This window comes from Ruegeria halocynthiae, from assembly GCF_900106805.1.
Classification (GTDB): domain Bacteria; phylum Pseudomonadota; class Alphaproteobacteria; order Rhodobacterales; family Rhodobacteraceae; genus Ruegeria; species Ruegeria halocynthiae.
Genome location: NZ_FNNP01000001.1, coordinates 963,910 through 988,757 on the forward strand (window position 1 = coordinate 963,910; position 24,848 = coordinate 988,757).

20 protein-coding genes are annotated in these 24,848 nt (G+C 56.7%); 17 read left to right on the forward strand and 3 right to left on the reverse strand.

All coding sequences use genetic code 11. The annotated features are described in order from the left end of the window. Window positions 1-39: 39 nt before the first annotated feature. The 5 genes from BLU89_RS04910 (at window position 40) to BLU89_RS04930 (ending at window position 7,494) form a co-directional block, all read left to right on the forward strand. Entirely contained in the window at window positions 40-2,457 is a 2,418-nt protein-coding gene (locus tag BLU89_RS04910; RefSeq protein ID WP_074734928.1) for a GcvT family protein, read from the forward strand. Between the two features lie 31 nt (window positions 2,458-2,488). Then, window positions 2,489-3,103 carry a nucleotidyltransferase family protein gene (locus BLU89_RS04915; RefSeq protein WP_074734929.1) on the forward strand — a complete coding sequence of 205 codons (615 nt, stop codon included), beginning with the start codon at window positions 2,489-2,491 and terminating at the stop codon, window positions 3,101-3,103. 746 nt (window positions 3,104-3,849) lie between these two features. Then, window positions 3,850-5,286, forward strand: coding sequence for a Do family serine endopeptidase (locus BLU89_RS04920; RefSeq protein WP_074734931.1), 1,437 nt, complete (start codon window positions 3,850-3,852; stop codon window positions 5,284-5,286). 164 nt (window positions 5,287-5,450) lie between these two features. Then, on the forward strand, window positions 5,451-6,131 hold the full coding sequence (locus tag BLU89_RS04925; protein ID WP_074734932.1) for a response regulator transcription factor: 681 nt from the start codon (window positions 5,451-5,453) through the stop codon (window positions 6,129-6,131). Beyond that, window positions 6,088-7,494, forward strand: coding sequence for a sensor histidine kinase (locus BLU89_RS04930; protein ID WP_245709659.1), 1,407 nt, complete (start codon window positions 6,088-6,090; stop codon window positions 7,492-7,494). Before BLU89_RS04925 ends, BLU89_RS04930 begins: the two co-directional genes overlap by 44 nt. Window positions 7,495-7,531: 37 nt before the next feature. Here BLU89_RS04930 and BLU89_RS04935 read toward each other — a convergent pair whose 3' ends face one another. After that, the gene (locus BLU89_RS04935; protein WP_074734935.1) at window positions 7,532-8,755 is read right to left on the reverse strand and encodes a cytochrome P450; all 1,224 of its coding nucleotides are present in this window, start codon (window positions 8,753-8,755) and stop codon (window positions 7,532-7,534) included. Between the two features lie 92 nt (window positions 8,756-8,847). On the opposite strand from BLU89_RS04935, the gene BLU89_RS04940 reads away from it, so the two are divergent. Beyond that, window positions 8,848-9,195: a TfoX/Sxy family protein gene (locus BLU89_RS04940; protein ID WP_074734937.1), complete on the forward strand. Its 348-nt coding sequence runs from the start codon at window positions 8,848-8,850 to the stop codon at window positions 9,193-9,195. Between the two features lie 60 nt (window positions 9,196-9,255). On the opposite strand, the gene ndk is transcribed toward BLU89_RS04940, so the two are convergent. Continuing rightward, a complete protein-coding gene (ndk, locus tag BLU89_RS04945; RefSeq protein WP_050603574.1) occupies window positions 9,256-9,678 on the reverse strand; it encodes a nucleoside-diphosphate kinase in 423 nt (140 codons plus the stop codon). A gap of 103 nt (window positions 9,679-9,781) precedes the next feature. After that, complete coding sequence (locus tag BLU89_RS04950; RefSeq protein WP_074734938.1) at window positions 9,782-10,984, reverse strand: multidrug effflux MFS transporter; 1,203 nt, start codon at window positions 10,982-10,984, stop codon at window positions 9,782-9,784. A 105-nt stretch (window positions 10,985-11,089) separates the two neighbouring features. Here BLU89_RS04950 and BLU89_RS04955 point away from each other — a divergent pair, with 105 nt between their 5' ends. The 11 genes from BLU89_RS04955 (at window position 11,090) to BLU89_RS05005 (ending at window position 24,832) form a co-directional block, all read left to right on the forward strand. Next, a complete protein-coding gene (locus BLU89_RS04955) occupies window positions 11,090-12,940 on the forward strand; it encodes an ABC-F family ATP-binding cassette domain-containing protein (RefSeq protein WP_074734940.1) in 1,851 nt (616 codons plus the stop codon). Then, window positions 12,937-13,329 carry an ACT domain-containing protein gene (locus BLU89_RS04960; RefSeq protein ID WP_074734942.1) on the forward strand — a complete coding sequence of 131 codons (393 nt, stop codon included), beginning with the start codon at window positions 12,937-12,939 and terminating at the stop codon, window positions 13,327-13,329. The genes BLU89_RS04955 and BLU89_RS04960 overlap by 4 nt, the downstream gene beginning before the upstream one ends. Continuing rightward, on the forward strand, window positions 13,326-13,946 hold the full coding sequence (locus BLU89_RS04965) for a MarC family protein (protein ID WP_074734943.1): 621 nt from the start codon (window positions 13,326-13,328) through the stop codon (window positions 13,944-13,946). Before BLU89_RS04960 ends, BLU89_RS04965 begins: the two co-directional genes overlap by 4 nt. 41 nt (window positions 13,947-13,987) lie before the next feature. Then, the gene (locus tag BLU89_RS04970; protein ID WP_074734945.1) at window positions 13,988-14,569 is read left to right on the forward strand and encodes a retropepsin-like aspartic protease family protein; all 582 of its coding nucleotides are present in this window, start codon (window positions 13,988-13,990) and stop codon (window positions 14,567-14,569) included. Window positions 14,570-14,618: 49 nt separating this feature from the next. After that, a complete protein-coding gene (locus BLU89_RS04975) occupies window positions 14,619-15,245 on the forward strand; it encodes an ImuA family protein (protein WP_074734946.1) in 627 nt (208 codons plus the stop codon). 43 nt (window positions 15,246-15,288) lie between these two features. After that, window positions 15,289-16,503, forward strand: a complete 1,215-nt coding sequence (locus BLU89_RS04980; RefSeq protein WP_074734948.1) for an MFS transporter — start codon at window positions 15,289-15,291, stop codon at window positions 16,501-16,503. Continuing rightward, window positions 16,500-17,096 carry a YceI family protein gene (locus BLU89_RS04985; RefSeq protein ID WP_074734949.1) on the forward strand — a complete coding sequence of 199 codons (597 nt, stop codon included), beginning with the start codon at window positions 16,500-16,502 and terminating at the stop codon, window positions 17,094-17,096. The genes BLU89_RS04980 and BLU89_RS04985 overlap by 4 nt, the downstream gene beginning before the upstream one ends. 80 nt (window positions 17,097-17,176) lie before the next feature. Then, the gene (locus BLU89_RS04990) at window positions 17,177-18,400 is read left to right on the forward strand and encodes an MFS transporter (protein WP_074734950.1); all 1,224 of its coding nucleotides are present in this window, start codon (window positions 17,177-17,179) and stop codon (window positions 18,398-18,400) included. 104 nt (window positions 18,401-18,504) lie between these two features. After that, entirely contained in the window at window positions 18,505-20,223 is a 1,719-nt protein-coding gene (metG, locus tag BLU89_RS04995) for a methionine--tRNA ligase (protein ID WP_074734952.1), read from the forward strand. Window positions 20,224-20,513: 290 nt separating this feature from the next. Further along, window positions 20,514-21,695 carry an efflux RND transporter periplasmic adaptor subunit gene (locus tag BLU89_RS05000; RefSeq protein ID WP_074734954.1) on the forward strand — a complete coding sequence of 394 codons (1,182 nt, stop codon included), beginning with the start codon at window positions 20,514-20,516 and terminating at the stop codon, window positions 21,693-21,695. Next, window positions 21,695-24,832: an efflux RND transporter permease subunit gene (locus tag BLU89_RS05005; protein ID WP_074734955.1), complete on the forward strand. Its 3,138-nt coding sequence runs from the start codon at window positions 21,695-21,697 to the stop codon at window positions 24,830-24,832. The genes BLU89_RS05000 and BLU89_RS05005 overlap by 1 nt, the downstream gene beginning before the upstream one ends. Window positions 24,833-24,848 lie beyond the last annotated feature (16 nt).

A 24,848-nucleotide genomic window follows, 5' to 3' on the forward strand; every position in this document is an offset into this window, starting at 1 on the left:
CCCTCGGCAGGCTCTGCCAAAATCCGAGGGAGATGCATCGTGAAAACCACCACTCGTGTCGCAGTAATCGGAGGCGGCGTCGTCGGATGCTCGGTTCTCTATCACCTGACCAAGCTTGGCTGGTCGGATGTCATGCTGTTGGAACGCTCAGAGCTGACGAGTGGTTCTACCTGGCACGCGGCGGGCGGGTTTCACACGCTGAACGGCGATACAAACATGGCGGCTCTGCAGGGCTATACCATCCGGCTTTATAAAGAACTGGAAGAAATCACCGGCATGTCCTGTGGCCTGCACCATGTCGGCGGGGTTACTCTGGCTGACAATCAGGACCGGTTCGACATGCTGCTGGCCGAGCGCGCCAAGCACCGGTTCATGGGCCTTGAAACCGAGATCGTCGGCCCGGATGAGATCAAAAAGATTGCTCCGATCACTAATACCGATGGCATTCTGGGTGCACTCTACGATCCGCTGGACGGGCATCTCGATCCATCTGGCACGACACACGCCTATGCCAAGGCCGCTCGCATGGGAGGCGCCACAATCGAAACGCATTGCATGGTGCGCGAGACCAACCAGCGCCCAGATGGCAGTTGGGACGTGGTGACCGACAAGGGAACTATTCATGCCGAACATATCGTCAATGCGGGCGGTCTGTGGGCGCGTGAGGTGGGGGCGATGGCGGGTATCTACTTCCCGCTGCATCCGATGGAGCATCAGTATCTGGTCACCGACAGCATTCCGGAGATCGAGGCCATCATCGACGCAGGCGGCGAACACCCGCATGTGATGGACCCCGCCGGAGAAAGCTATCTGCGGCAGGAAGGGCGCGGGCTGTGCATTGGCTTCTACGAACAACCCTGCAAACCTTGGGCGGTTGATGGCACCCCTTGGGAGTTTGGCCATGAATTGCTGCCCGATGACTTCGACAAGATCACCGACAGCATCGAATTCGCTTACCAGCGCTTCCCGGTATTGGCCGAGGCGGGTGTCAAATCGGTCATCCATGGCCCGTTTACCTTTGCCCCGGACGGCAACCCTCTGGTCGGGCCTGTGCCCGGCGTACGCAACTATTGGTCGGCCTGTGGGGTCATGGCAGGTTTCAGCCAGGGCGGCGGCGTTGGTTTGACCCTCGCGCAATGGATGATCGAAGGCGAACCTGAGCGCGATGTATTTGCCATGGATGTAGCACGGTTTGGAGACTGGATCAGCCCGGGCTATACGCGCCCCAAGGTGGTCGAAAACTATCAAAAGCGGTTCAGCGTCGCCTATCCCAACGAGGAACTGCCTGCCGCACGCCCAAATCGAACCACGCCCATGTATGATATCTTCAGCGATCTCGGCGCCGTCTGGGGACAGCAATATGGTTTAGAGGTTCCGAACTACTTTGCGCAGGGTGATGAACCCAGTTTCGAAACCCCTTCATTCCGCCGTTCCAACGCATTTGAAGCCACTGGCCGCGAAGTCCGCGCCGTGCGGGAGGGCGTGGGGATCAACGAAGTCCACAATTTCGGCAAATACCGCATCACCGGATCTGATGCCCGCGCATGGCTGGACCGCATCATGGCGGGTCGCATACCCAAACCGGGTCGTGTCTCGCTGACGCCGATGTTGTCCCCTAAAGGCAAATTGATCGGCGATTTCACCATTTCCTGTCTGCACGAGGGTCTGTTTCACCTCACTGCCTCTTACGGCAGTCAGGCATTCCATATGCGCTGGTTCCTGCAAAATCAGGGCGAAGGTGTTGGAATCGAAAACATCAGCGATCGGTTGAACGGGTTCCAGATTGCCGGCCCAAAGGCGACAGAGGTTCTTTCGGCCAGCACACGCGATGATGCCTGCTCTCTCAGATTTCTGGACGTCCGCGAGATGAACATTGGCATGACCGACTGTATCGTTCAGCGCGTCAGCTATACCGGGGATCTGGGCTATGAAATCTATTGCGATCCAATGGCTCAGAGGCAGCTTTGGTGGACGTTGTGGCAAGCAGGTCAGCCCCACAGCATCACACCTTTTGGAATGCGCGCGATGATGAGTCTGCGTCTCGACAAGTTCTTTGGCTCGTGGATGAGCGAGTTTTCTCCCGACTATACCGCGGCGGAAACTGGTTTGGATCGTTTCATTTCTTTCTCAAAAAACAGTGACTTCGTGGGTCGCACAGCCACCGAAACCGAGCGCACAGTCGGTGTCGGGCGCCGGCTGGTTGCGTTCGAAGTCGACGCAGCGGATGCGGACGTTAACGCTTACGAGCCGATCTGGCTTGATGGTGCGGTTGTTGGATTCTGTACATCAGGTGGATATTCCCACTATGCGCGCAAATCCGTCGCAATGGGGTTCCTGCCAACCGAACACGTCTCAGCCGGCCGCGAAGTCGAGATCGAGATACTTGGGCAGATGTGCAAGGCGCGCGTGATCACAACACCTCTGTTCGACACTGACGGCGCGAGAATGCGGGGATGACTTAATCATCCCTTGGCGGCATGTTCGTGAAATGACCAAGATTCCCATCATCCTGCTCGCCGCCGGGCAATCCAGCCGAATGGGTGGTATCGACAAGTTGATGCAGCCGATAGAAGGCGTACCACTACTGCGTCGTATAGCTCAAAGGGCGCGCGCCGTTGGGCCCGTCATCGTCGCCCTGCCCCCGGCGCCTCATCCGCGCTTTGGGGCGCTGGAAGGTCTGGACGTGGTTACAGTTGAAATTCCAGATGCCGACGAGGGTATGAATGCCAGCTTGCGGGGCGCAATGTCCTTGGTTCCCGTGAACGCGCCAGCGGCCATGATCCTGTTATCTGACCTGCCGGACCTCAGCGCAGATGATCTACGTGACGTTCTCCGTGCAGTCCACGCGCATCCCGACAACCTTGTTTGGCGCGGAGCGACCGAGGACGGCCTTCCCGGCCACCCGGTTGTCTTTGATCGGTCACTCTTTGCAGAACTTTCGGCACTTTCCGGCGATAGCGGCGCACATTCTGTTGTGAGGCGTTGTAAGGGCAAGGTTCATCTTCATCGACTGCCTGTGCAGAATGCCCTGCTTGATCTGGATACCCCTGATGACTGGGCGCGTTGGAAAACGAACCAGCCCTCAGGCCCGTCCCCGAAATGAACACGGCCCGGTCGTTGTCGACCGGGCCGGTTGCCCAAAAACAGGACTACCACTTTCACCAATCTCTAAACCGCTATCAGATCACCAATCAGGCTGTCTGACTTTGAGCTGCAGAACCTAAACAAGACCCCCTCGTTAACATGCCGCTCAGCGCTTTGAGATCGAGATGTGCCTTTGACACCCCCTAGTGCCTCAGGCCCCCCTCACTTGGGCAATACCAATGTCGCCGATCAGATGCGTTCAAACAACGTAAAATTAGAGGAATTGGTAAATTTCAACGAAGCCGGACTGGCATTTGCGCAACAATGCAACACCTAACGATCTACCATTGGTTGTATTTGTTTTACCGATCTCGGACGGATCACCGTATGCACCCGCACATAAACAGCTTATTCCTCCTATTTCACAGGAGGATAATGCTGTATTTCTAATTCAGATTTTTCACACATCGCAACCTTGAGGAGAAGATTTTTCGAACGGGCCTTCGCGCCGTTTCTTTGTTAACAAAAATGAATCAATTCAATGCTTTTTCAAAATTATTGACTTTATCGGCAACAATCCACCGATTCGCGTCAAAGCCCCCAAGCTGATTCTTGCTGCCCGGCCCTGCCGAACGGAGTCAATTAAACGGCAAAACATGGCGAAATTAAGGTTTCTTAATATTTCTCTCAGGATATCCAAAGGTTGCAGGGTCATCTCCTTTCTCAACGCGCGGGATCAACCGCCAAACACAGACAGGAGTCACAATGAGCATCCGAAAATCCTCACTACTATTTCCACGCACGTCCAACTGGATGGGAGTCACCGCGTTGGGTGCGGCCATGCTGGCCACCACGGCCTTGCCCTCAATGGCAGACGAGGCGCTGGCTGATCTGGTCGAAACGGTTTCGCCCTCTGTGGTCACGATCATCGCCAAGCAGGACGCAACGCTAAAACCCACACAGGGGCAGGACTTTGACTTTGACGGTCATCCCTTTGGCGAGTTCTTCAAACGGTTCGGCGGCCCGGAAGGTTTCGAGATGCCGCAGCGTGGGCCCAGTCAGGGACTCGGGTCCGGTTTCGTGCTGGATGAGGCCGGCTATATCGTCACCAATCACCATGTTGTCGACAATGCCAGTGAAGTGACCGTCCGTCTGAGTGATGACCGCACATTCGAGGCCGAGATCGTGGGTACTGATCCACTAACGGATATTGCTGTTCTCAAGATCGATGCCGGAGAGGACCTGCAAGCCGTTGAAATGGGTGACAGCGATGTCATTCGCGTCGGCGAAGATGTGGTCGCTATCGGCAACCCGTTTGGCCTGAACGCTACTGTGACAACCGGTATTGTCTCGGCCAAAGGCCGTAACATTTCAGAAGGGCCCTATGCCGAATTCATTCAGACCGATGCTGCGATCAACAAAGGCAACTCGGGTGGACCGCTGTTCAACATGGATGGCGAAGTGATCGGCGTGAACTCGGCGATCTATTCGCCCAGTGGCGGCTCTGTCGGATTAGGATTTGCGATTACCTCGAATATTGTCGATCACATTACGGCCGATCTGCGTGACGACGGCGAAGTCAGCCGCGGCTGGCTGGGAGTCTCGATCCAGAACATCAGCCCGGAACTGGCGGCAGCTATGGGTATCGATACGGCAACAGGCGCATTGGTTTCAGATGTTGTACCCGACAGCCCGGCTGATGGTGTGCTGCAGCAAGGTGACGTGATCCTGACCTTCAACGACGAAGCCGTTGATTCCAGCAGCGATCTTCCGATCCTGGTTGGAACAACAAAGGTGGGAACCGAGAGCAAGCTGACCATTCTGCGCAATGGCAAGCAAGAAGCGGTTGAATTGAAAATCGGTCAACATCAATCCGCCTCGGCAGCGACTGACAGCGTGGCTGACGATAAGTTCGAAGGCACGTCACTGGGTGTGACCGTGGCGCCTCTGACCGAGACCGCCCGAGCCGAGATTGGCGTGGCCGAGAATGTCGATGGCGTTGTCGTTACGGATCTCAAACCCGAAAGCCCGGCGGCCAAAGCCGGATTGCAGCGCGGCGATGTGATTGTGCGACTGGGTAATCTGGACACGGTGAACCCGGATGCGCTGATGGAAGCGCTGGAAAGCGAAAAGACCGATCCGGCACTGGTTCTGATCAATCGCGGCGGCAACCAGATTTTTGTCGCGGTCGAGATCGCCTGACCCCACACCTAAGCGTGCCACATGATGGGGAAATCTGGTGCGCTTATTTCTGGCTGGCACGGATTGTCCACGCGCCGCCGGAACAGCCGGGTGCGGCATCGCACCCGGCATGTTTTTTTCAAAGAGTATGTGTGTTTAAATCCCGATGGGAAGGAGCCCAGAACATGAGCAGACGCTTGTTGATCGTTGAAGATGACCAAGACACGCGGGATTTCATTGCCAAAGGGTTTAGTGAAGAAGGATACGTTGTCGAAGTTGCATCAGACGGCCGCGAAGGCTTGTACCACGCCACCGATGGCGGATTCGATGCGGTCGTACTGGACCGGATGTTGCCCGGACTGGACGGGTTATCACTGATCAAATCCATGCGTGCGGCCGGACTGAAAACTCCCGTTCTGATGCTAACCGCCATGAGTGCGGTGGATGAACGGGTCAAAGGCCTGCGTGCAGGCGCGGATGACTATCTGGTCAAACCCTTTTCATTTCAGGAACTTCACGCCCGGATTGAGGCGCTACTGCGCCGCCCGCAAGAGTCAGAAGAGACACCCTCCCTCGCCTGCCGCGATCTCGAAATGGACCTGCTGACCCGCAAGGTCACGCGCAACGGGCGTGAAATTACCCTGACCCCGCGCGAATTTCAAATCCTGGAGTTCTTTCTGCGTCGTAAAAACCGCGTCGTCTCACGCACCATGTTGCTAGAAGGCGTGTGGGATTATCACTTTGACCCAAACACCAATGTGGTCGATGTCCATATCTCGAAACTGCGCCGTCAACTTGATGAAGACGGGGCTGATCCGGTGATTGAAACTGTCCGGGGTGCCGGTTACATGGTTTCGGATGGATAACCTGCGCCTGTCGCTGAAAAATTCGCGCACACGGCTGGTTCTGGCCAGCATGGTGCTCAGCACGTTGCTGACGGCAGCCGTACTCGCCATGGTCTATGTCACCGCCAATCGCACGATCACAGACGAGACCCGCTCGGTCGTTTCGGCTGAGCTTACCGGACTGGCGGATGAGTATGAGCGGCGGGGCATGATCGGGCTGATCACCGCGATTGAACGACGTTTGCCGACGGCGGCCGAGCGTGATGCTTTGTATTTGCTGACCGGTCGGCAAGGGACAAAGCTGGCAGGTAACTTGGTTAACTGGCCCGAAGGGATCACGCCCGGCAGCGGTTGGGTTGATCTGCAATTGCGCAAGGCTGATACCGATCAATACGTCCCAATATCCGCCGCCTCCGTCAGACTACCCGGCGGAGAAAGGTTGCTAGTCGGACGAGATTCACTTGCCAGACAACAATTTGATCGTGTTCTTCTTCGATCGGTCGCTCTGGCGCTGGCGACTGCGCTGGCGCTTAGCTTGTTGACTGGTTGGCTGCTGACCAGACTTGTGTTCTCACGCCTGAAAGATATTGCCGATACTGCCGATAACATCGTATCGGGCGATTTGGCGCTGCGAATGCCGTTGCGCGGCACAGGCGACGAATTCGATCAGGTCGCAGGCACACTGAACAATATGCTGGATCGTATCGAGGAATTGATCAGCAACCTGCGCACGACCTCCAACTCGATCGCTCATGATCTTCGCTCGCCCCTGTCACGGTTGCGGCAGCGGGTCGAATCTCTGGCAGAATCCGGCAAAAGCGAGCAGGATCGCGAGATCGACATGGCACGCGCGACTGGCGAAATCGACCATCTGCTGCGCGTACTCAGCCAGCTGACCGAGATCTCGCGGGCCGAAGCTGGTTTGGGGCGGGAACAATTTGAGCTGGTGAAACTGCAGCAGCTGATCGGTGACGTGGTTGAGCTGTACGAGCCGGTTGCAGCTGATCAAAACATTCGGCTTGAGGTCACTGGCAACGCCGCACCCATTCAAGGCCACCGTCCGCTACTGTCGCAGGCGCTGTCCAACCTGCTTGAGAACGCCATGCGATATGCACCGTCGGGCACGGCCATCACCATCGAGATTCGCGAAGACGGCGACTATACATTTCTAAGCGTTCGCGACCGTGGTCCCGGTGTACCCGAAAGCGACTTGCCCCGTTTACAGATGCCTTTCGTCACACTTGATCCAGCCCGGACCGAGCGCAATGCAGGGCTTGGGCTCGCGCTTGTCGCAGCCATTTCGCATATGCATGGGGGTACGTTTCTGGCACGCAATCGCAAACCCGGACTGGAGACGACGATAAAGCTGTCACGCAAATCCTGACCGGATCAATAGTGATGCGTAAACGTTGTGGCTTAATTCAAAGAACCGCGGGCAGCGCAGTGTATCCATGAAAGCGGATACGCCCGCCCCCTACACGCGTCCCTTGGATTTTGTAGCCCGGAAACCGATTCAGCAACCGCCCCAGCGCCACGCGACCTTCCAGACGCGCCAAAGTCAGTCCCACACAGACATGTGGTCCTCCAGCGAAGGCTAGATGCCTGTTCGGCTTGCGCGTGATGTCAAAACGTGTGGGATCAGAGAACACCCTGGGATCACGGTTTGCTGCGCCGATACAAAGATGCAGATTGGTCCCTCTGGTGATCTGATGCCCCCCGATCTCAACTTCAACTGTGGCTTCCCTGTTGCCAAATTGATTTGGGGACCGAAAGCGCAAGACCTCCTCGACCGTCGAGGCGATCAGATCAGGATCATCCAGCAGGCGTTTGCGTTGCTCTGGGTAATCGTTCAGCAGGGCCAGCCCATTGCCAATAAGATTTGTGGTGGTCTCGTGACCCGCGTTCAGGATGAAGATACAGTTTTGCAGCAGCTCGATTTCGCTTAGTTTCTCGTCCGCACCCTCACCTCGGATCAGGCGCGTCAAGACATCAGTCTCAGGATCACCCGGATTGGCACGGCGACGGGCAACGAGGTCCTGAAGGTAGGACTTGAATTCACGCACCGCGGTGTGGCCTTTCTCTAGCTGAGCTTCGATCAAAGCGGGCTCCAAAGCACCAAGAATGGCTAAAGACCAATCCCTTAGCGGTGTTCTCTCATCCATTGGGACGTCCAGCAGATTGCCAATGATCTGGATCGGGATCGTCGATGCAAAATCCTCGATCAGATCAACCTGCGCTTTACCTTGCATATCGTCCAGCAAAGCATCGACCGTATCAATCAAACCCGGCTCCATCCGTGTAATTGCGCGTGGCGTCAGGGCTGAAGTCATGATCTTACGCACACGCGTGTGGAGCGGTGGGTCAGAGAACACCAGCGAAGTTGTGTGATGCTCAAACAAAGGTGAGCCAACCCCAAATTTGGGTCCAAACGCCGCCTCTTTATCTGACGAGTACAGCGTCGTGTTTCGATAGATAGCGTCCAGATCGGCGTGGTGTGACAGCACCACGGACCCATCCGGCTGACGTAGAACCGGTGCGTGTTCCAGCAACGCATCGTAGAAAGGGAACGGATCATCGACAAACCCCTCAGGCGGGTTCATCAGATCCAGGTTTTGCGCAAGATTCTTTAGGCTTAGATCGTTCATGCTTCGCTCCCCTGACGATTGGGTAGCGGAATAGGCTACGGCAAACAACCTTGTGCGGGTGACAGGTCGAGTCTGGCGCGATAAGACAAGGCATGTCTGATCCGATCTCTTCCATCCGCAACCTTGGTCCAGCGTTCGAGCAAGCCTGCGCAGGCGCGGGCATTATGTCAGCTCAGGATCTGCGAACACTGGGTGCAGACGAGGCTTATGCGCGCCTGTTGCAGGCCGGAACACGCCCGCATTTCATCGGTTATTATGTCCTGGTCATGGGCTTGCAGGGGCGCCCATGGAATGACTGCAAAGGCGAGGAAAAGAAGGCCTTGCGCGAACGGTTCGATGCGATCAAGGCCAGCAGCAGCCCTGCCCCTGAAAGCCAATTGATCTCGGATCTGGATGCCGTGGGTGTCCGCGTAACGGAAAACGACCTCAAAGTTGTCTAAGCAACGAAAAAGGCCGCGCCCCGGAATGGGCACGGCCTAAAACTTTGATCTGGCGGCAGATTAGCCGACCAGTTCGATGCCTGAGAAGAAGTAAGCGATCTCAACTGCGGCGGTTTCTGGTGCGTCCGAACCGTGGACTGAGTTCTCGCCAACCGATTCAGCAAACTCGGCACGGATGGTACCGGGGGCTGCGTCTGCAGGGTTGGTTGCGCCCATGACTTCGCGGTTCTTTGCAATGGCGCCTTCGCCTTCGAGAACCTGAACAACAACCGGCTCAGACGACATGAATTCGCACAGTTCGTCATAGAACGGACGCTCGGCGTGTACGTCATAGAACTTGCCAGCTTGTGCTTTGGTCATGTGGATGCGCTTTTGCGCGACAATGCGCAGGCCAGCTTCTTCGAACTTGGCATTGATCTTGCCAGTCAGGTTGCGGCGGGTTGCATCGGGTTTGATGATCGAGAATGTGCGTTCCAGTGCCATGTCGGCCTCTCCTTACTAAAGGGCGCACGAACTGCGCCGAAATCCATCGCGCGCCGCCTAACACGGTATTTACCTCATGAAAAGCGTTATGATTGTTTAAGGCTCAGATCGCGGCGGGCAGCGGATCGTTCCGGTCCAATCGACGGACATAAAGCACTGCCAATAAACCCGCAAAGCTGCTGCCGCACATCATGCTCAGAACCAGATAGGGCCCGTTTTCAGGACTGACAAATGTGCCAGTCACCATGGTCAGAACTGCGCCCAGCGCGACGATCAAGGCCCCTGAAAGACCTGCCGCGCTGCCCGCCAGTTTCGGGCGTACCGACATCACCCCGGCAGAAGCATTTGCATTGGTCAGCCCGTTCCCGAAACCAACGCAGATGGCCGAGCCGAAGAACACCCAGACCGAGCCCATGTTGCCGATGAACAAAAGCAACCCGCAGAACGGCCCGGCCGACGCAACGATACGCCCTACTAAGATCATTGTCGTCAGCTGTGTGCGCTTGGCGATACGCCCAGTGACAAAGTTGCCGACCATGAAACCGCCGGTAATAATGCCGATCCCCAGGCCCAACATCGCAGGGCTCAGATCGAACCATGCAGCCGCAACCAATGGCGCACCAGTGATGAAACTAAAGAAACCGCCGATAGAAAACGCAGCGCATAGGGCATACCCCCAGAACCTGCGTGCACGGAACAGATGCGGGTATTCGCGCAGTTGGGCCGCGAAGGTCGAAGATTGGTTGGTATTGGTCTCGCCCATGTCGACCCACAACAACAGCAGCACCCCTGCCCCTAGCAACGAGTACAATACGAATCCGGCCCGCCAACCAAAGAACATGTCCAGCGCACCGCCCAGCATCGGCCCAAGCATCGGCGCCAGTGCCATCGCCATCGCAACATAGCCAAGTTTGCTGGCGGCTTCGTTAGGTGGATACCGGTCGCGGATCGAGGCACTCGACAGAACCGGCCCAGCCACTACTGCTGCCTGAACCATGCGAAATGTCAGAAAAACCCATATCGATTCAGCCAGCACACACCCAATCGAAGCGACAACAAATATCGCCATCGCGATTAGCAGCACCGGCCTGCGCCCGTAACGATCTGACAGCGGCCCGACTATCAACTGCAAGACCGCAGAGACCGACAGATACCCTGCTACGGACACGTTCATCAGGCCATAATCCACGCCGAAATCTTCGCTCATATGCGCCAGTGACGGCAGGAACATGTTCAGTGTCAGAACCGACAGTGCCGTTACAAAGATCAACGTAATCAAGGTCGGAGGAGTTTGAGCCGGACGCATATCAAAACCAATTGGAAGACGAACCGGAACAGCGCTAACACATTGCTTCTAGCTTGAACATGGTGACCTCTGGCGGCGTCTCTAATGCTCTGATAAGAGCGCCACATGCTACGGATTGAGAACATAAGTTATGCCGTCGAAGGTCGCCCTCTACTCGATGGCGCCAGTGCAACCATCCCGGATGGTCACAAGGTGGGCCTTGTCGGGCGCAACGGTACTGGGAAGACGACACTCTTCCGTCTAATCCGGGGCGAGCTGTCGCTGGAATCGGGTAACATTTCCCTGCCAAAACGTGCGCGGATTGGCGGTATCGCGCAAGAGGTGCCCTCCTCCGATGTCTCACTGATCAATACGGTGCTGGAAGCCGATACAGAACGCAGCGCACTGATGGCCGAGGCCGACACTGCTCAGGACCCCACGCGCATTGCAGAGATTCAGACTCGGTTGGTTGATATCGACGCTTGGTCGGCCGAGGCGCGCGCCTCGTCGATCCTCAAAGGGCTGGGTTTCGACGATCAGGACCAGTTGCGCCCCTGTTCCGATTTCTCCGGTGGGTGGCGTATGCGCGTGGCGCTGGCCGCCGTGCTGTTCTCGCAGCCCGATCTGTTGCTGCTGGACGAACCGACCAACTATCTGGATCTTGAAGGCGCATTGTGGCTGGAAAGCTATCTGGCCAAGTATCCTCATACGGTTATCATCATCAGCCATGACCGAGGGCTGTTGAACCGCGCCGTGGGATCCATCCTGCATCTCGAAGACCGCAAGCTGACCTATTATGCGGTACCCTACGACAAGTTCGCCGAACGCCGCGCAGAACGTCTGGCGCAGGCCGAATCTGAGAATGTCAAAGCCAAGGCCCGCATTGCACATTTGCAAAGCTTCGTGGATCGGTTCCGCTATAAGGCATCCAAGGCCGTTCAGGCCCAGTCTCGCCTGAAGATGATTGAGCGCATCCAACTGGTCTCAACCCCGCAAGAGGCGGCTCTGCGCGCCTTTTCATTCCCCGAACCCGAAGAGCTATCGCCCCCGATTATTCAGCTTGAGGGTGGTGTAACCGGTTATGGTGAGACCGAGGTTCTACGCCGTCTGAACCTGCGCATTGATCAGGATGATCGCATCGCTCTTCTGGGCAAGAACGGCCAGGGCAAGTCAACCCTTTCGAAATTGCTGTCCGACCGCCTGCCCCTGATGGCGGGTAAAATGACCCGCAGTTCAAAGCTACGCATCGGCTATTTCGCGCAGCATCAAGTGGATGAGCTGCATGTGGACGAAACACCTCTGGATCACCTGCGCCGTCTGCGCCCGAGTGAAGCGCCCGGCAAGTGGCGATCACGATTGGCCGGGTTTGGTCTGAATGCAGATCAGGCGGTAACTCTGGTCGGTCGACTGTCGGGCGGACAAAAGGCGCGTCTGTCCCTGTTGATCGCAACCATCGACGCGCCGCATATGCTGATCCTCGATGAACCGACCAACCATCTGGATATCGAAAGCCGCGAAGCGCTGGTCGAAGCGCTGACCGCCTATTCCGGCGCGGTCATTCTGGTTAGCCACGACATGCACCTGCTGTCGCTGGTCGCGGATCACCTTTGGCTGGTCTCGGACGGTACGGTCACATCGTTTGAGGGTGATCTTGAAGCCTATCGCGCCCTACTTTTGGGCCGTGACAAACCGGTGAAGGAAAAGTCCCGGACAACCAAATCCAAGCGCCCCGCTCGCGAGACTGTTCTGACCTTACGCGCCGATTTGCGCAAATGTGAGGAGCGGATCGAAAAACTGACGGAAATGCACGAAAAACTTTCGACCAAGCTGGCAGACCCGACTCTTTACGAAGATGACCGGGTCAATGATCTGGCAACTTGGAACCGCAAATTTACCGAGGTGGTCGAAGCCATGCAAAAAGCCGAGGCCCTGTGGGTCACTGCCGCAGAACGATTAGAACACGCTGAAGCCCCATGATGAAACCCGTCTTTGAAACCAATGCAATGATTGCAGGCATGCGCCCCGAACTTCAGCCGGGTGTATTCGCCTTTGTTATCTGGCCACCGCAGAAAGATTGGCCCGAGAACACACGAGCGAGTTATGTTGAGACTGAAGGCTTGTCTCTGATCGTTCCGATCGAGACCGCCCCGACAGATGCGGTGGGTATGCGCTGTATCACCTTGCAGGTCCATTCGTCGCAGGAGGGCGTGGGCCTTACTGCCTCTGTCTCTGCCGTACTTGCCCAAAACAATATTCCGGCGAACATGGTGGCCGGGTATCATCATGATCATGTGTACGTTCCATGCGATATGGCCGAAGAGGCCTTGGCTATTCTGATCAAGCTTCAGCATGAGGTCAAAAAATGATCGACATGGCCTTTTTCATAACTGCGTTCACCACGATGTTCGTGGTGATAGACCCGTTCGGCACGACGCCAGTCTTTGTTGCGTTGACGCAGGATATGGACGCCGCCACACGCCGCAAGATTGCCATTCGCAGCTGCCTGACCGCTGTTTTCATCCTGATCGCCTTCGCCGCGTTTGGTGAGGCCGTTCTGGGCTTTATCGGGATTTCGATGCCTGCATTCAAAGTGGCTGGTGGTGCTTTGTTGTTTCTGACCGCGCTCGACATGCTGTTCGAGCGGCGTAACAAGCGGCGCGAGAACCGTGCGGAAGAGGAAGAGCATCCTGACCCATCAGTGTTCCCATTGGCCATTCCGCTGATCGCAGGTCCCGGGTCGATCGCAACGATCATTCTGTTGGCCGGTCAGAACCCCGGCATACAAGGAATTGCAGCTGCCTGCGCCGTCATGCTTGCCGTTATGGTGGTTGTCTTCGTGTTCTTTCTGGCCGGAGGTCTGATCGCCCGTATTCTGGGCAAAACCGGACTGAACGTGCTGACCCGGCTGCTGGGTATGCTGCTGGCCGCGCTGTCGGTTCAGTTCATCCTTGATGGTCTCAAAGCCTTTGGTTTCGCCTCGTGAGGCACCATATTGGTACGAGACAACTGATTTCGGGTGATTGAATGGACGGCGAAGATTTCGGGCGATTGACCTATCTGGTTCTGCTGGGTGCCGCCCTGTTGATGTGGTTCATCACTCAGAACCGTCAGTCGTTGGGCAAAACCATGCAGCAGGCTGCGGCCTGGGTTTTCATATTTATCGGCGTTATCGCCGTGATTGGCTTGTGGGGTGACATCCGTTCTACGGTCAGCACTGCCCCTCAATTGACCGTGACCGATCAGCGGATCGAAGTGCCGCGCTCTTTCGATGGGCATTACTATTTGCCAATGCTGGTGAATGGCAAAGCGGTGACCTTTCTGGTCGATACCGGGGCCAGCAATATCGTCATCAGTCCGCAAGATGCCGAACGAATTGGTATCGATACGGATCAATTGAATTATCTGGGCCGCGCCTCGACGGCCAATGGCATCGTGCGCACGGCCCCGGTTCGGCTGGACAGCCTTTCGCTGGGCCCGATCACCGATCGCAATATCCCGGCCTCGGTCAACGAGGGCGATCTGGATCAATCCCTGCTGGGGATGGAGTATCTGCATCGCTTTTCGAACATCCAGTTTGCAGATGGTCGCCTGATCCTGTCGCGTTGACGGTATTCCCCGATTGAGAACAAAAAAGGAACATGTTAATCTGATCAGCATGTCCACCCATCTTCTTGGCCGCAAGCCCGCACGCACCCCGCCCGGGGTGGCCCTGCACCCACAGATCAGTCTGCAACTGGCCCGTGTGCACGAGGCCTGCGGCCCGGCCCGGCGCAGCTTTGCCCTGTGGGTGGCGGGGCAGACACAGGGGCCGGTGATGTGGATTGCCCCGGCGTGGGAGATGGCGCAGCTGCATCCCGAGGGCATGCTGCCTTTCGCCGACCCGTCCCGGTTTCTGCTGGTTCGTCCTGATAAACCCGAAGATCTGTTGTGGTGCATGGAAGAAGCCTTGCGCAGCGGTGCTGCCCCGCTTGTCATTGGCGATCTGCCCGGCCCGCCGGGGCTGACCCCGGTCCGGCGGATGCATCTGGCTGCCGAACAGGGCGGCACATCGGGGCAAGCCCCGCTGGGGTTGTTGCTAACGCCTGACGATGGCGGTGCGCAAGGGATCGAAACGCGCTGGCATCTGGTTCCGGCTTATCGGGACGAAGCCTGCAGTTGGCTGTTGACTCGCCGCCGCGCCCGCGCCCTGCCCCCGGCCAGTTGGCACGTGACGCGGACAGCCGCCCATTCCGACCTGCAATTACAACAGATCAAGAGCGATGACGCACCCACGCTCACATAACTTGTGGCTGGCCAAAGCCATGCTTGCGCCCTAGCGTGCGGGAATGACACACCCGATCCACGACAGCCGATACTCCTGGCTTCGCCTGCTGATCACATTGGCCATCGCAACGGTGGTCAATGTGGGTATGTGGGCGGTGGTTGTCGTGATGCCCGCCATCGAGGCTGATTTTGGTGCAGGCAGGGCTGCGGCTTCAATGCCCTATACGCTCACCATGATCGGATTTGCCTTTGGCAATATGTGGCTTGGCAAACTGGTGGATCATATGGGAGTGACAAAGGCACTGATCGGAGCTGCACTGCTAAGTGCTCTAAGCTACCTGCTGGCGACCCTTGCACCAAACATCGCACTTCTTTCGATTGCGCACCTTTTGCTAGGCTTAGGCACATCGATCGGGTTTGGCCCTCTGATCGCTGATATATCGCATTGGTTCATGCGCAGGCGCGGAATCGCAGTGGCGTTGGTGGCCAGCGGCAATTACCTGTCAGGTGCGATCTGGCCTACTCTATTATCGGGCATTTTACAGCGCGAAGGATGGCAGCAGGTCTATCTGAGCCTCGCCGTCATCACCTTGGTCGCCGTCATTCCCCTGTCCCTGCTTTTGCGCCGCCAAGTCCCGGTCGAGGCGCACAGCACCGCCGCAGCCGCAGCACAGATCAAATCACAAAGCGTCGGCTTATCACCCCGCGCACTGCAATACATTCTTGGGCTGGCTGGCATCGGCTGCTGTGTGGCAATGTCGATGCCGCAGGTCCATATCGTGTCCTACTGCATCGGCCTTGGCTATGGCCCGGCCGTCGGCGCGGAAATGCTGTCACTGATGTTGTTAGGTGGCGTCGTCAGTCGCGTAATCTCAGGATTAGTCGCAGACCAGTTGGGCGGGCTTTCGACATTGCTGATCGGCTCGATCCTGCAGTGTATCGCCTTGTTCCTGTTTCTGCCTTATGACGGAATGGTCTCCCTCTACGTTGTCAGCATGATGTTCGGGCTGGCACAGGGCGGTATCGTACCCAGCTATGCACTGGTCGTGCGCGAATACATGCCCCCGCAAGAGGCCGGTGCGCGCGTAGGTTTTGTCATGATGATGACCATTCTGGGTATGGCCTTAGGAGGTTGGATGTCGGGTTGGATTTACGACCTGACCGGAAATTATCAACTTGCCTTCATCAATGGCATCCTTTGGAACGGCGTGAACATCGCAATCCTGCTGTTGCTGATGAAACGCTCCACGCCGCGCGGTCGCGCAGCATTGGTATGACTGAGCTAACCCGGCGCACCCTGATCACGAGTCTTGCTGTTCTACCGCTGGCGCATACCGTGCAGGCAGCACTTACTCCGTATGCATTGGCGCCCGCGCGCAGTTCTGTCGGTTTTACGTATAACTTGTCCGGCGCAACCCAGACAGGCACGATGTCGATAAAGTCTGCCAATATCATGATTGATGTCAAACGCCTGCAAAACAGCCGGGTTGACGTGACACTGGATGTAACTGGTGCGCGTACAAAACTGCCCTTTGCGCGTGGTCCGATGCTCAGCAAAAGTGTACTGAACGCAGCCCGATATCCCACAATCCGGTTTATCACGACGAGAATAAAACTGGGACCAACTGGCCGCATCTCGGAAGGGGCAACCGTGACCGGCAATCTGAACGTACGCGATGTCACCCGTCCGGTGACGCTGAAGGCCAGCCTCTTTCGAAAACCCGGAAGCGCGGCCGATGAGTTGGACGCGCTGTCAATCAAACTAACCGGCGCACTGAACCGACATGAATTTGGCGCCTCGGGATATCCCGAGCTTGTACACTCGACTGTCGGCCTGAACATCCACGCCGAGATCACCCGCCAAGTTTAGCCACAGAAAGACAAAAAACGACGCGAGGGCGTCGAATAGACGCGCGCAAATCGTGACAACACAGGCAAGCTGGAACCATCATGCGTACAATTATTTCATTCGCCGCTTTATTTCTGTCTGTCATTCTGCTGCAACTCTCGACCGGCGGTGTTGGCCCGTTGGACGCGATTTCAGGTCTCACGCTTGAATTCTCGACAGAACAAATCGGTCTGCTGGGATCATCGCATTTCCTTGGATTCTTCATTGGCTGTTGGTGGGCGCCGCGTTTGATGGGCAGTGTGGGGCATTCCCGCGCCTTTGCCGTTTGCACAGCCCTGGGCGCGATGGGACTGCTGGGGCATACGCTGACCGAGAACCCGTATATCTGGGCCGCCCTGCGGATCGCTTCGGGCACTTGCGTCGCCGGATGCTATACAGTGATCGAAGCCTGGCTAAACGCCAAAGTCACCAACGAAACCCGTGGGCGCGCGATGGGCACTTACCGTATTGCAGACATGGGCGCATCGCTTTGCGCACAATTGATCATCGCGGTTCTGCCGCCGGCATCTTACATTTCATACAACCTTCTTGCGATCCTGTGCTGCGCGTCGATTTTGCCACTGGCGATGACCCGCGCCAGCCAACCCAAAACCCCCGACGCGCCGCGCCTGCGCCCCAGATTGGCCTGGAACAGCTCACCCCTGGCTGTGGCAGGTGTTATCGTTGCAGCGCTCAGTTCGGCGTCAATGCGCATGGTGGGCCCAGTGTACGGACAAGAGGTCGGTCTGGGCGTGGATCAGATCGCATTCTTTCTGGCCTCATTCGTTTTGGGTGGCGCGCTGGCTCAATATCCCTTGGGTTGGCTGGCCGACAAATACGATCGACGCTGGGTACTGATCTGGTTGTCGGCAGCCGCAGTCATAAGCTGCGGTATCACTATGCTGGCCAGCGGGGCCGGCACAGCTGGCGTCATGCTGGCGGCCGTACTCTTTGGCCTAACCACGTTTCCGATCTTCTCGGTCTCATCAGCCCACGCAAATGACTTTGCCACGACCGAGCAACGCGTGGAATTGGCTGCGGCGTTGATGTTCTGGTATGCGCTGGGGGCAATCGCCTCTCCCTACATCTCGTCCACGCTGATCCGGCAATTCGGCCCCGGCGCTCTGTTCGCCTTTGTCGCTCTGGGACATGTCTTTCTGATCGTCTTCGGCCTCGCCCGAATGCGCTCGCGCCCGACGCCCGAGACACGGACGCATTATGTCTATGCGCCCCGCACGTCCTTTACGATTGGCAGGCTACTCAAAGGGTCACGGGAAAAGCGCTAGCTCGTGAATATGGCATGAAATCCGCGGGGTTGCTGAAACCCGGCCTTTTGCTGACCGCCGACATACTGTAGACGGGCGCGCAGACAGTTATCTGGAAACGCAAAATGGCTCGGATTCTTATTACCTCGGCGATCCCTTACATTAACGGGATCAAACACCTCGGCAACCTGATCGGCTCGCAATTGCCCGCCGACCTTTATGCACGTTACCTACGGGGCCGGGGGAACGAGGTCATGTTCTTGTGTGCGACCGATGAACATGGCACCCCTGCGGAATTGGCTGCAGCCAAAGCGGGCAAACCCGTGGCTGAGTACTGCGCGGATATGTACGCGGTTCAGGCAGACATCGCCAAACGCTTTGGCCTGAGCTTTGATCACTTTGGCCGCTCGTCCAGTGAGCAGAACCGTAATCTGACCCAGCACTTCGCAGGCAAACTGGATGAGGCCGGACTGATCCGTGAGGTCAGCGAGAAACAGGTTTATTCAAACGCCGATGGCCGCTTTCTACCCGACCGCTATATCGAGGGCACCTGCCCTAATTGCGGCTATGATCGCGCGCGTGGTGACCAATGCGAAAACTGCACCAAACAGTTGGACCCGACCGATCTGATCGAGCCGCGCTCGGCAATTTCCGGTTCGACTGATCTGGAAGTGCGCGAGACAAAACACCTGTATCTGCGTCAGTCGACAATGAAGGATCAACTGGACGCGTGGATCGACAGCAAGACCGACTGGCCGATCCTGACTACTTCCATCGCCAAGAAATGGCTGCATGACGGCGACGGCCTGCGGGATCGCGGCATCACCCGTGATCTGGATTGGGGTGTGCCGGTCAAGAAAGGCGATCAGGACTGGCCCGGCATGGAGGGCAAGGTCTTCTATGTCTGGTTCGACGCACCTATCGAATACATCGCCTGCGCCAAAGAATGGGCGGATGCGAATGGCAGACCAGATGCTGATTGGGAGCGCTGGTGGCGCACTGACAAAGGCGCGGATGATGTTCGTTACGTCCAGTTCATGGGTAAGGACAACGTGCCGTTCCACACCCTGTCTTTCCCGGCCACCATTCTTGGCTCGGGAGAGCCGTGGAAGATGGTCGATCACCTGAAATCGTTCAACTATCTGAACTATGACGGTGGCCAGTTCTCAACCAGCCAAGGCCGTGGTGTGTTCATGGACCAAGCCCTTGAACTCCTGCCTGCTGATTACTGGCGCTGGTGGCTGCTGAGCCATGCGCCCGAAAGCAGCGATAGCGAATTCACGTGGGACAACTTCCAACAATCCGTCAACAAGGACCTCGCAGATGTGCTGGGCAATTTTGTCAGCCGGATCACCAAGTTCTGCCGTTCCAAATTTGGTGAGTCCGTACCGGGTGATGGTGAATATGGTGAGCGTGAGCAGGCGCTAATAGCAGAACTGACCCGCCGTATCCGCGCCTATGAAGGTTTCATGGAGACGATGGAGGTCCGCAAATCCGCGCAAGAACTGCGTGCGATTTGGGTTGCAGGCAACGAGTATCTGCAGACTGCTGCCCCTTGGTCGACCTTCAAGGAAGACCCCGCACAGGCCGCTGCACAAGTAAGGATGGGGCTAAATCTGATCCGTCTCTATGCGGTTCTGAGCGCACCATTCATACCTGACACCTCGGCAAAAATGCTCAGCGCGATGAACACGCTGGACACCAGCTGGCCTGATGATGTCGACGCCGCGCTGCGTGCCCTACCCGCAGGACATGACTTTGCAGTTCCCGACGTTCTGTTCGCCAAAGTCACGGATGAACAGAGCGAAGACTGGCAGAATCGGTTTTCCGGAACGCGTAAATAACAACAAATCTCCATGAATGAATGCAGCGGTGGCGGTCCAAGTGACCTCCGCCGCGTTATTTTTGTAGTCCAGCCTTGCCCGGGCTTTAGCCCATTCAGGCGGTAAATGACTGCCCATGCGGGCTAAGTCCGCTTTTTGGAACGAATTTCTCAACCCACCGTTCCTCGATCAATGTCTCAACAAGCTTGAGAAACTGCGCCAAACCCGCCATCCTGCCTAAAACATCAATCGACTCGTCCGGACTTTTCCGTAACCGGGCGCACAATCTTTAGTTTGAACGAGGCGCCATCATGTCCCCTGCATTTAAGAAGCCATCAATCCGCCTCAACGGCTATTTCAGGACCGCAGGCATATGCCTCGCTCTGTTAGCTTGTTCCGGCCTGCCTCAACCGGCGATGGCTCAGGATCAGGGAGATGCCCCCGCACCCAAAGTTTCAATTGCAGCAGCCTATACCGAAGAGATCACCGATCAGGCCACATTCATTGGGCGGGCCGAAGCCATCGACAAGGTCGATATCGTCGCGCGGGTCAACGGATTTCTAGACAGTCAGAATGTTGACGACGGCGCACCAGTAAGCAAAGGCGATCTGTTGTTCACGATCGAACCTGATCTTTATGAAGCCACGCTGGAAGCCCGCAAAGCCGATCTGGACCGCGCTCAGGCGAACCTTGAACTGGCCAAGGTCGATCTGGCCCGTAAGGAAGAGCTTTATAAACGCGATGCCACCCCGGAATCCGAACGCGATATTGCCCGCGCCAGCGAACTGGTTGCCGAAGCAGAGGTCAAGGCCGCCAATGCCGCGATTCAGCAGGCAGAGCTTGATCTCAGCTATACCCAGATCCACGCCCCGTTTTCGGGTCGGATCGGCCGCGTGGAAACCAGTGTTGGGGATGTTGTCGGCCCTAACAATCCTCCGCTTGTCACTTTGGTCAGCGAAGCACCCATCTACGTAAATTTCTCGTTGAATGAGAAGCAATTCACCTCGGTGCTCGAGCAGCTTGGTGAGGACCCTGCAACTCTGGCGGAAAGCAACAAAAGCCCGAATGTCCACGTGACTCTACCGAACGGAACCGAACTTGATGAGACCGGTGAGATTGTTTTCGTCGACAACCGCATTGATCCACTGACTGGCGCGATCACGATGACGGCCCAATTCGAAAACACCAAACGACTGCTTGTCGATGGCGCCTTCATCAACGTGCAAATCGAAGCGCTGGAGCCGACCCTGCAGGTGTTGATCCCACAAGCGGCGTTGCAACGTGACCAACGTGGTGAATTTGTTCTTGTCGTCAATGACAAGCAAATGGTTGAACAGCGCTACATAACAACCGGAGACACCGTAGACTCGGCCATTATCGTGACAGATGGTCTGCGCGAGGGCGAAAGCGTCATCGTCGAAGGTTTGCAACGTGTGCGTCCCGGTGTAGCCGTTGATGCGGTCGTTGCAACCGAGCAGCCGGAGAATAACTAATGTTCTCAGCCCTGTTCATCAGCCGGCCTAAGCTGGCGCTCGTCATTTCGCTGGTCCTGACCATCCTTGGCGGGATCGGTTATCTGGTTCTGCCGGTCGCGCAGTTCCCCGACATCACGCCTCCGGTTGTCAGTGTTACTGCCACTTATACAGGCGCGAACGCCGAAACCGTGGAAAATACCGTCGCCGCGCCAATCGAGGCGCAGGTCAATGGTGTCGACGACATGATCTACATGACGTCTACCTCATCGGATAACGGCTCGTATTCCCTAAACGTCACATTCGAGGTGGGCACCGACCCAGATATCGCGTCAGTGAACGTGCAGAACCGTGTCGCACAGGCCATGGCGTCACTGCCGTCCGAGGTAACCTCGTCTGGCGTTGTGACGCAGAAGGCTTCGACCAACATGCTGCTGTTGATCACGCTGACCTCACCCAATGAAACCTATGACAGTGTGTTTCTGTCGAATTATGCCTCAATCAACCTGAAAGACGCGCTGGCGCGGGTTCAGGGGGTTGGTAAGGCCGACGTTCTGACCAATCTGGAATACGCCATGCGGATCTGGATGGACCCCGACAAGATGGCGGCGCTGTCGATTTCCCCAGGTGATGTGATCAACGCCATCCGCGAACAGAATATCGAGGTCTCCGCGGGTTCAATCGGATCGCCTCCTGTCCCGGAAGGTCAGACCTTTCAATATACGATCAAGAGCAAAGGCCGCCTGACCTCAGCAGACGAGTTTGGGGATATCGTAATTCGCACTGGTGAAGCGGGCGCGATTGTACGTGTGAAAGACATTGCGCGCGTTGAATTGGGTGCCGAGTTCTACGCGGCCTCGGGCTATTTTGAAAGCGTCCCCGCCACAGTTATCGGCATTTATCAAGCTCCGGGCGCAAATGCCCTTGCCGTCTCTGAGCGTGTTCAGGCCGAACTTGATCGCCTGTCCCGCTCTTTTCCAACCGATGTCGAATATGACGTTCCATTCAATACTACGGACTTCGTGGAACAGTCACTGAACGACGTGGTTTCAACACTCATTCTGACGTTCATACTGGTGATCACGGTTGTGTTCATCTTCCTTGGCAGTTGGCGTGCAACGATCATTCCAGCGGTTGCAATTCCGGTCTCGCTGATCGGGACATTCGCGTTCCTGCTGGCCTTTGGCATGTCGCTCAATACGATCTCGCTGTTCGCGCTGGTGCTGGCCATTGGTATCGTCGTGGATGACGCTATCGTGGTGGTGGAAAACGTAGAACGCATCATCGCGGACGAGGGCCTGCCCCCAGCCGAAGCAACGCGCAAGGCGATGGGGCAAATCACTGGCCCAGTGATCGCAACAACGTTGGTGCTGTTGGCGGTTTTCGTACCCGTAACCTTCATGCCCGGCATTTCAGGGCGATTGTATTCGCAGTTTGCGGTCACGATCTCAACCGCTGTTGTAATCTCTTCGATCAACGCGCTAACCCTGTCTCCGGCGTTGTGCGGGCTGGTTCTGCGGGCTCGCTCGGGGCCGCCCAAAGGACTTCTGGCTGTGTTCGAAAAGTTCATCGGAGGTATGCGCAGCGGCTACGTCGCCATTGTTCGAAAACTGCTGATCCTGCCCGTCGTTTCACTGGGGTTCATTGCAGCGTTCACTGCGGGTACCGGCACTATTATGGGTAACACGTCCAAAGGCTTTATACCGCTTGAGGACAACGGATATCTGTTCGTTGATATGCAACTTCCCGACGCCGCCACGCTTGAGCGTACCGAAGCTGTTTCAGCACGGCTTGATGCGCAGATTCAGGAAATTCCAGGCGTTGCGAGCACCGTTTTGGTGAACGGCTTCTCGATACTGAACGGAACGACCACCAATGGAGCGACGGTTTTTGTCAACCTCGACAACTGGGAAGTGCGGCAAGAACCGGATCTGAGCGCGGACGCCATTCTAGGTAAAGTTCTGGCAATCGCCAACGGTGAATCCGCAGCCTCAATTCTGGCATTCAATCCTCCGCCCATTCAGGGCCTCGGCATGTCTGCGGGCGTTGAGATGGAGGTGCAGCAAACCGGAGGTGGCACACCCCAGGATCTGGCCTCAGCGGTCGGCTCGTATGTGTATTCTGCAAACCAGCGGCCCGAGATCGCGCAGGCCTATACCACCTTCCGCGCAAACGTCCCGCAGCTGTTCGTCGATCTGGATCGGGAAAAGGCCAAAACCCTGCAAGTCTCGGTGGCCGAGATATTCCAGACCATGCAAGCGCAGCTCGGCTCGTACTACGTCAACGACTTCAACCTGTTTGGTCGGGTTTATCGCGTCATGATCCAGGCTGAAGGCTCCTATCGGAACAAGGTCGAAGATATCTCAGAACTTTATGTGCGCTCCACCAAAGGCGAGATGGTGCCTTTGGGCACGTTGATTGACGTCGAAAACGTTTTGGGTCCGGTCCTGTTGAAACGGCACAACCTGTTCCGTTCAGCTACAGTGACAGCCGTTCCTGCGCCGGGGCTTTCCACCGGTGATGCCATCAATGCCATGACTGAAGAGTCGGCAACTGCCCTGCCCCCCGGCTATGCCTTTGAGTGGACGGGTACGGCGCAGCAACAGTTGGCATCGGGCAATCTGGTGGTGGTGATCCTCGGGTTGGCGATCTTGTTCGGATATCTGTTCCTTGTCGGCCAATACGAAAGTTGGACGATGCCGGTTTCGATCCTATTGTCGGTCACCGTGGCACTGTTCGGCGCAGTTGCGGCAGTGGCGATCGTGGGCAGTGATATCAACCTGTATACGCAGATCGGGATGATCATGCTGGTAGGCCTTGCCTCAAAGAACGGGATTCTGATCGTAGAATTCGCGATGGAGCAACGGGCCAAGGGCCTGCCCATCAAAGAAGCCGCGGCCGAGGCTGCCTATCAGCGTTTCCGCGCCGTGATGATGACTGCACTGTCATTCCTGCTGGGCGTGGTTCCCTTGTTGGCGGCCAATGGCGCCGGGGCGGCCAGCCAGAAGGCAATCGGTGTGGCCGTATTTGGTGGTATGTTGGCGGCAACCCTGTTCGGGGTTATTCTGGTTCCCGTCCTCTATGCAGTCATGCAAGGCCTGCGTGAGTGGATCAAAGGCAACAAAAACGATCCCGGGCCGTCAGAAGAAGCTGCGTAATCGCGGCGCCAGAGAT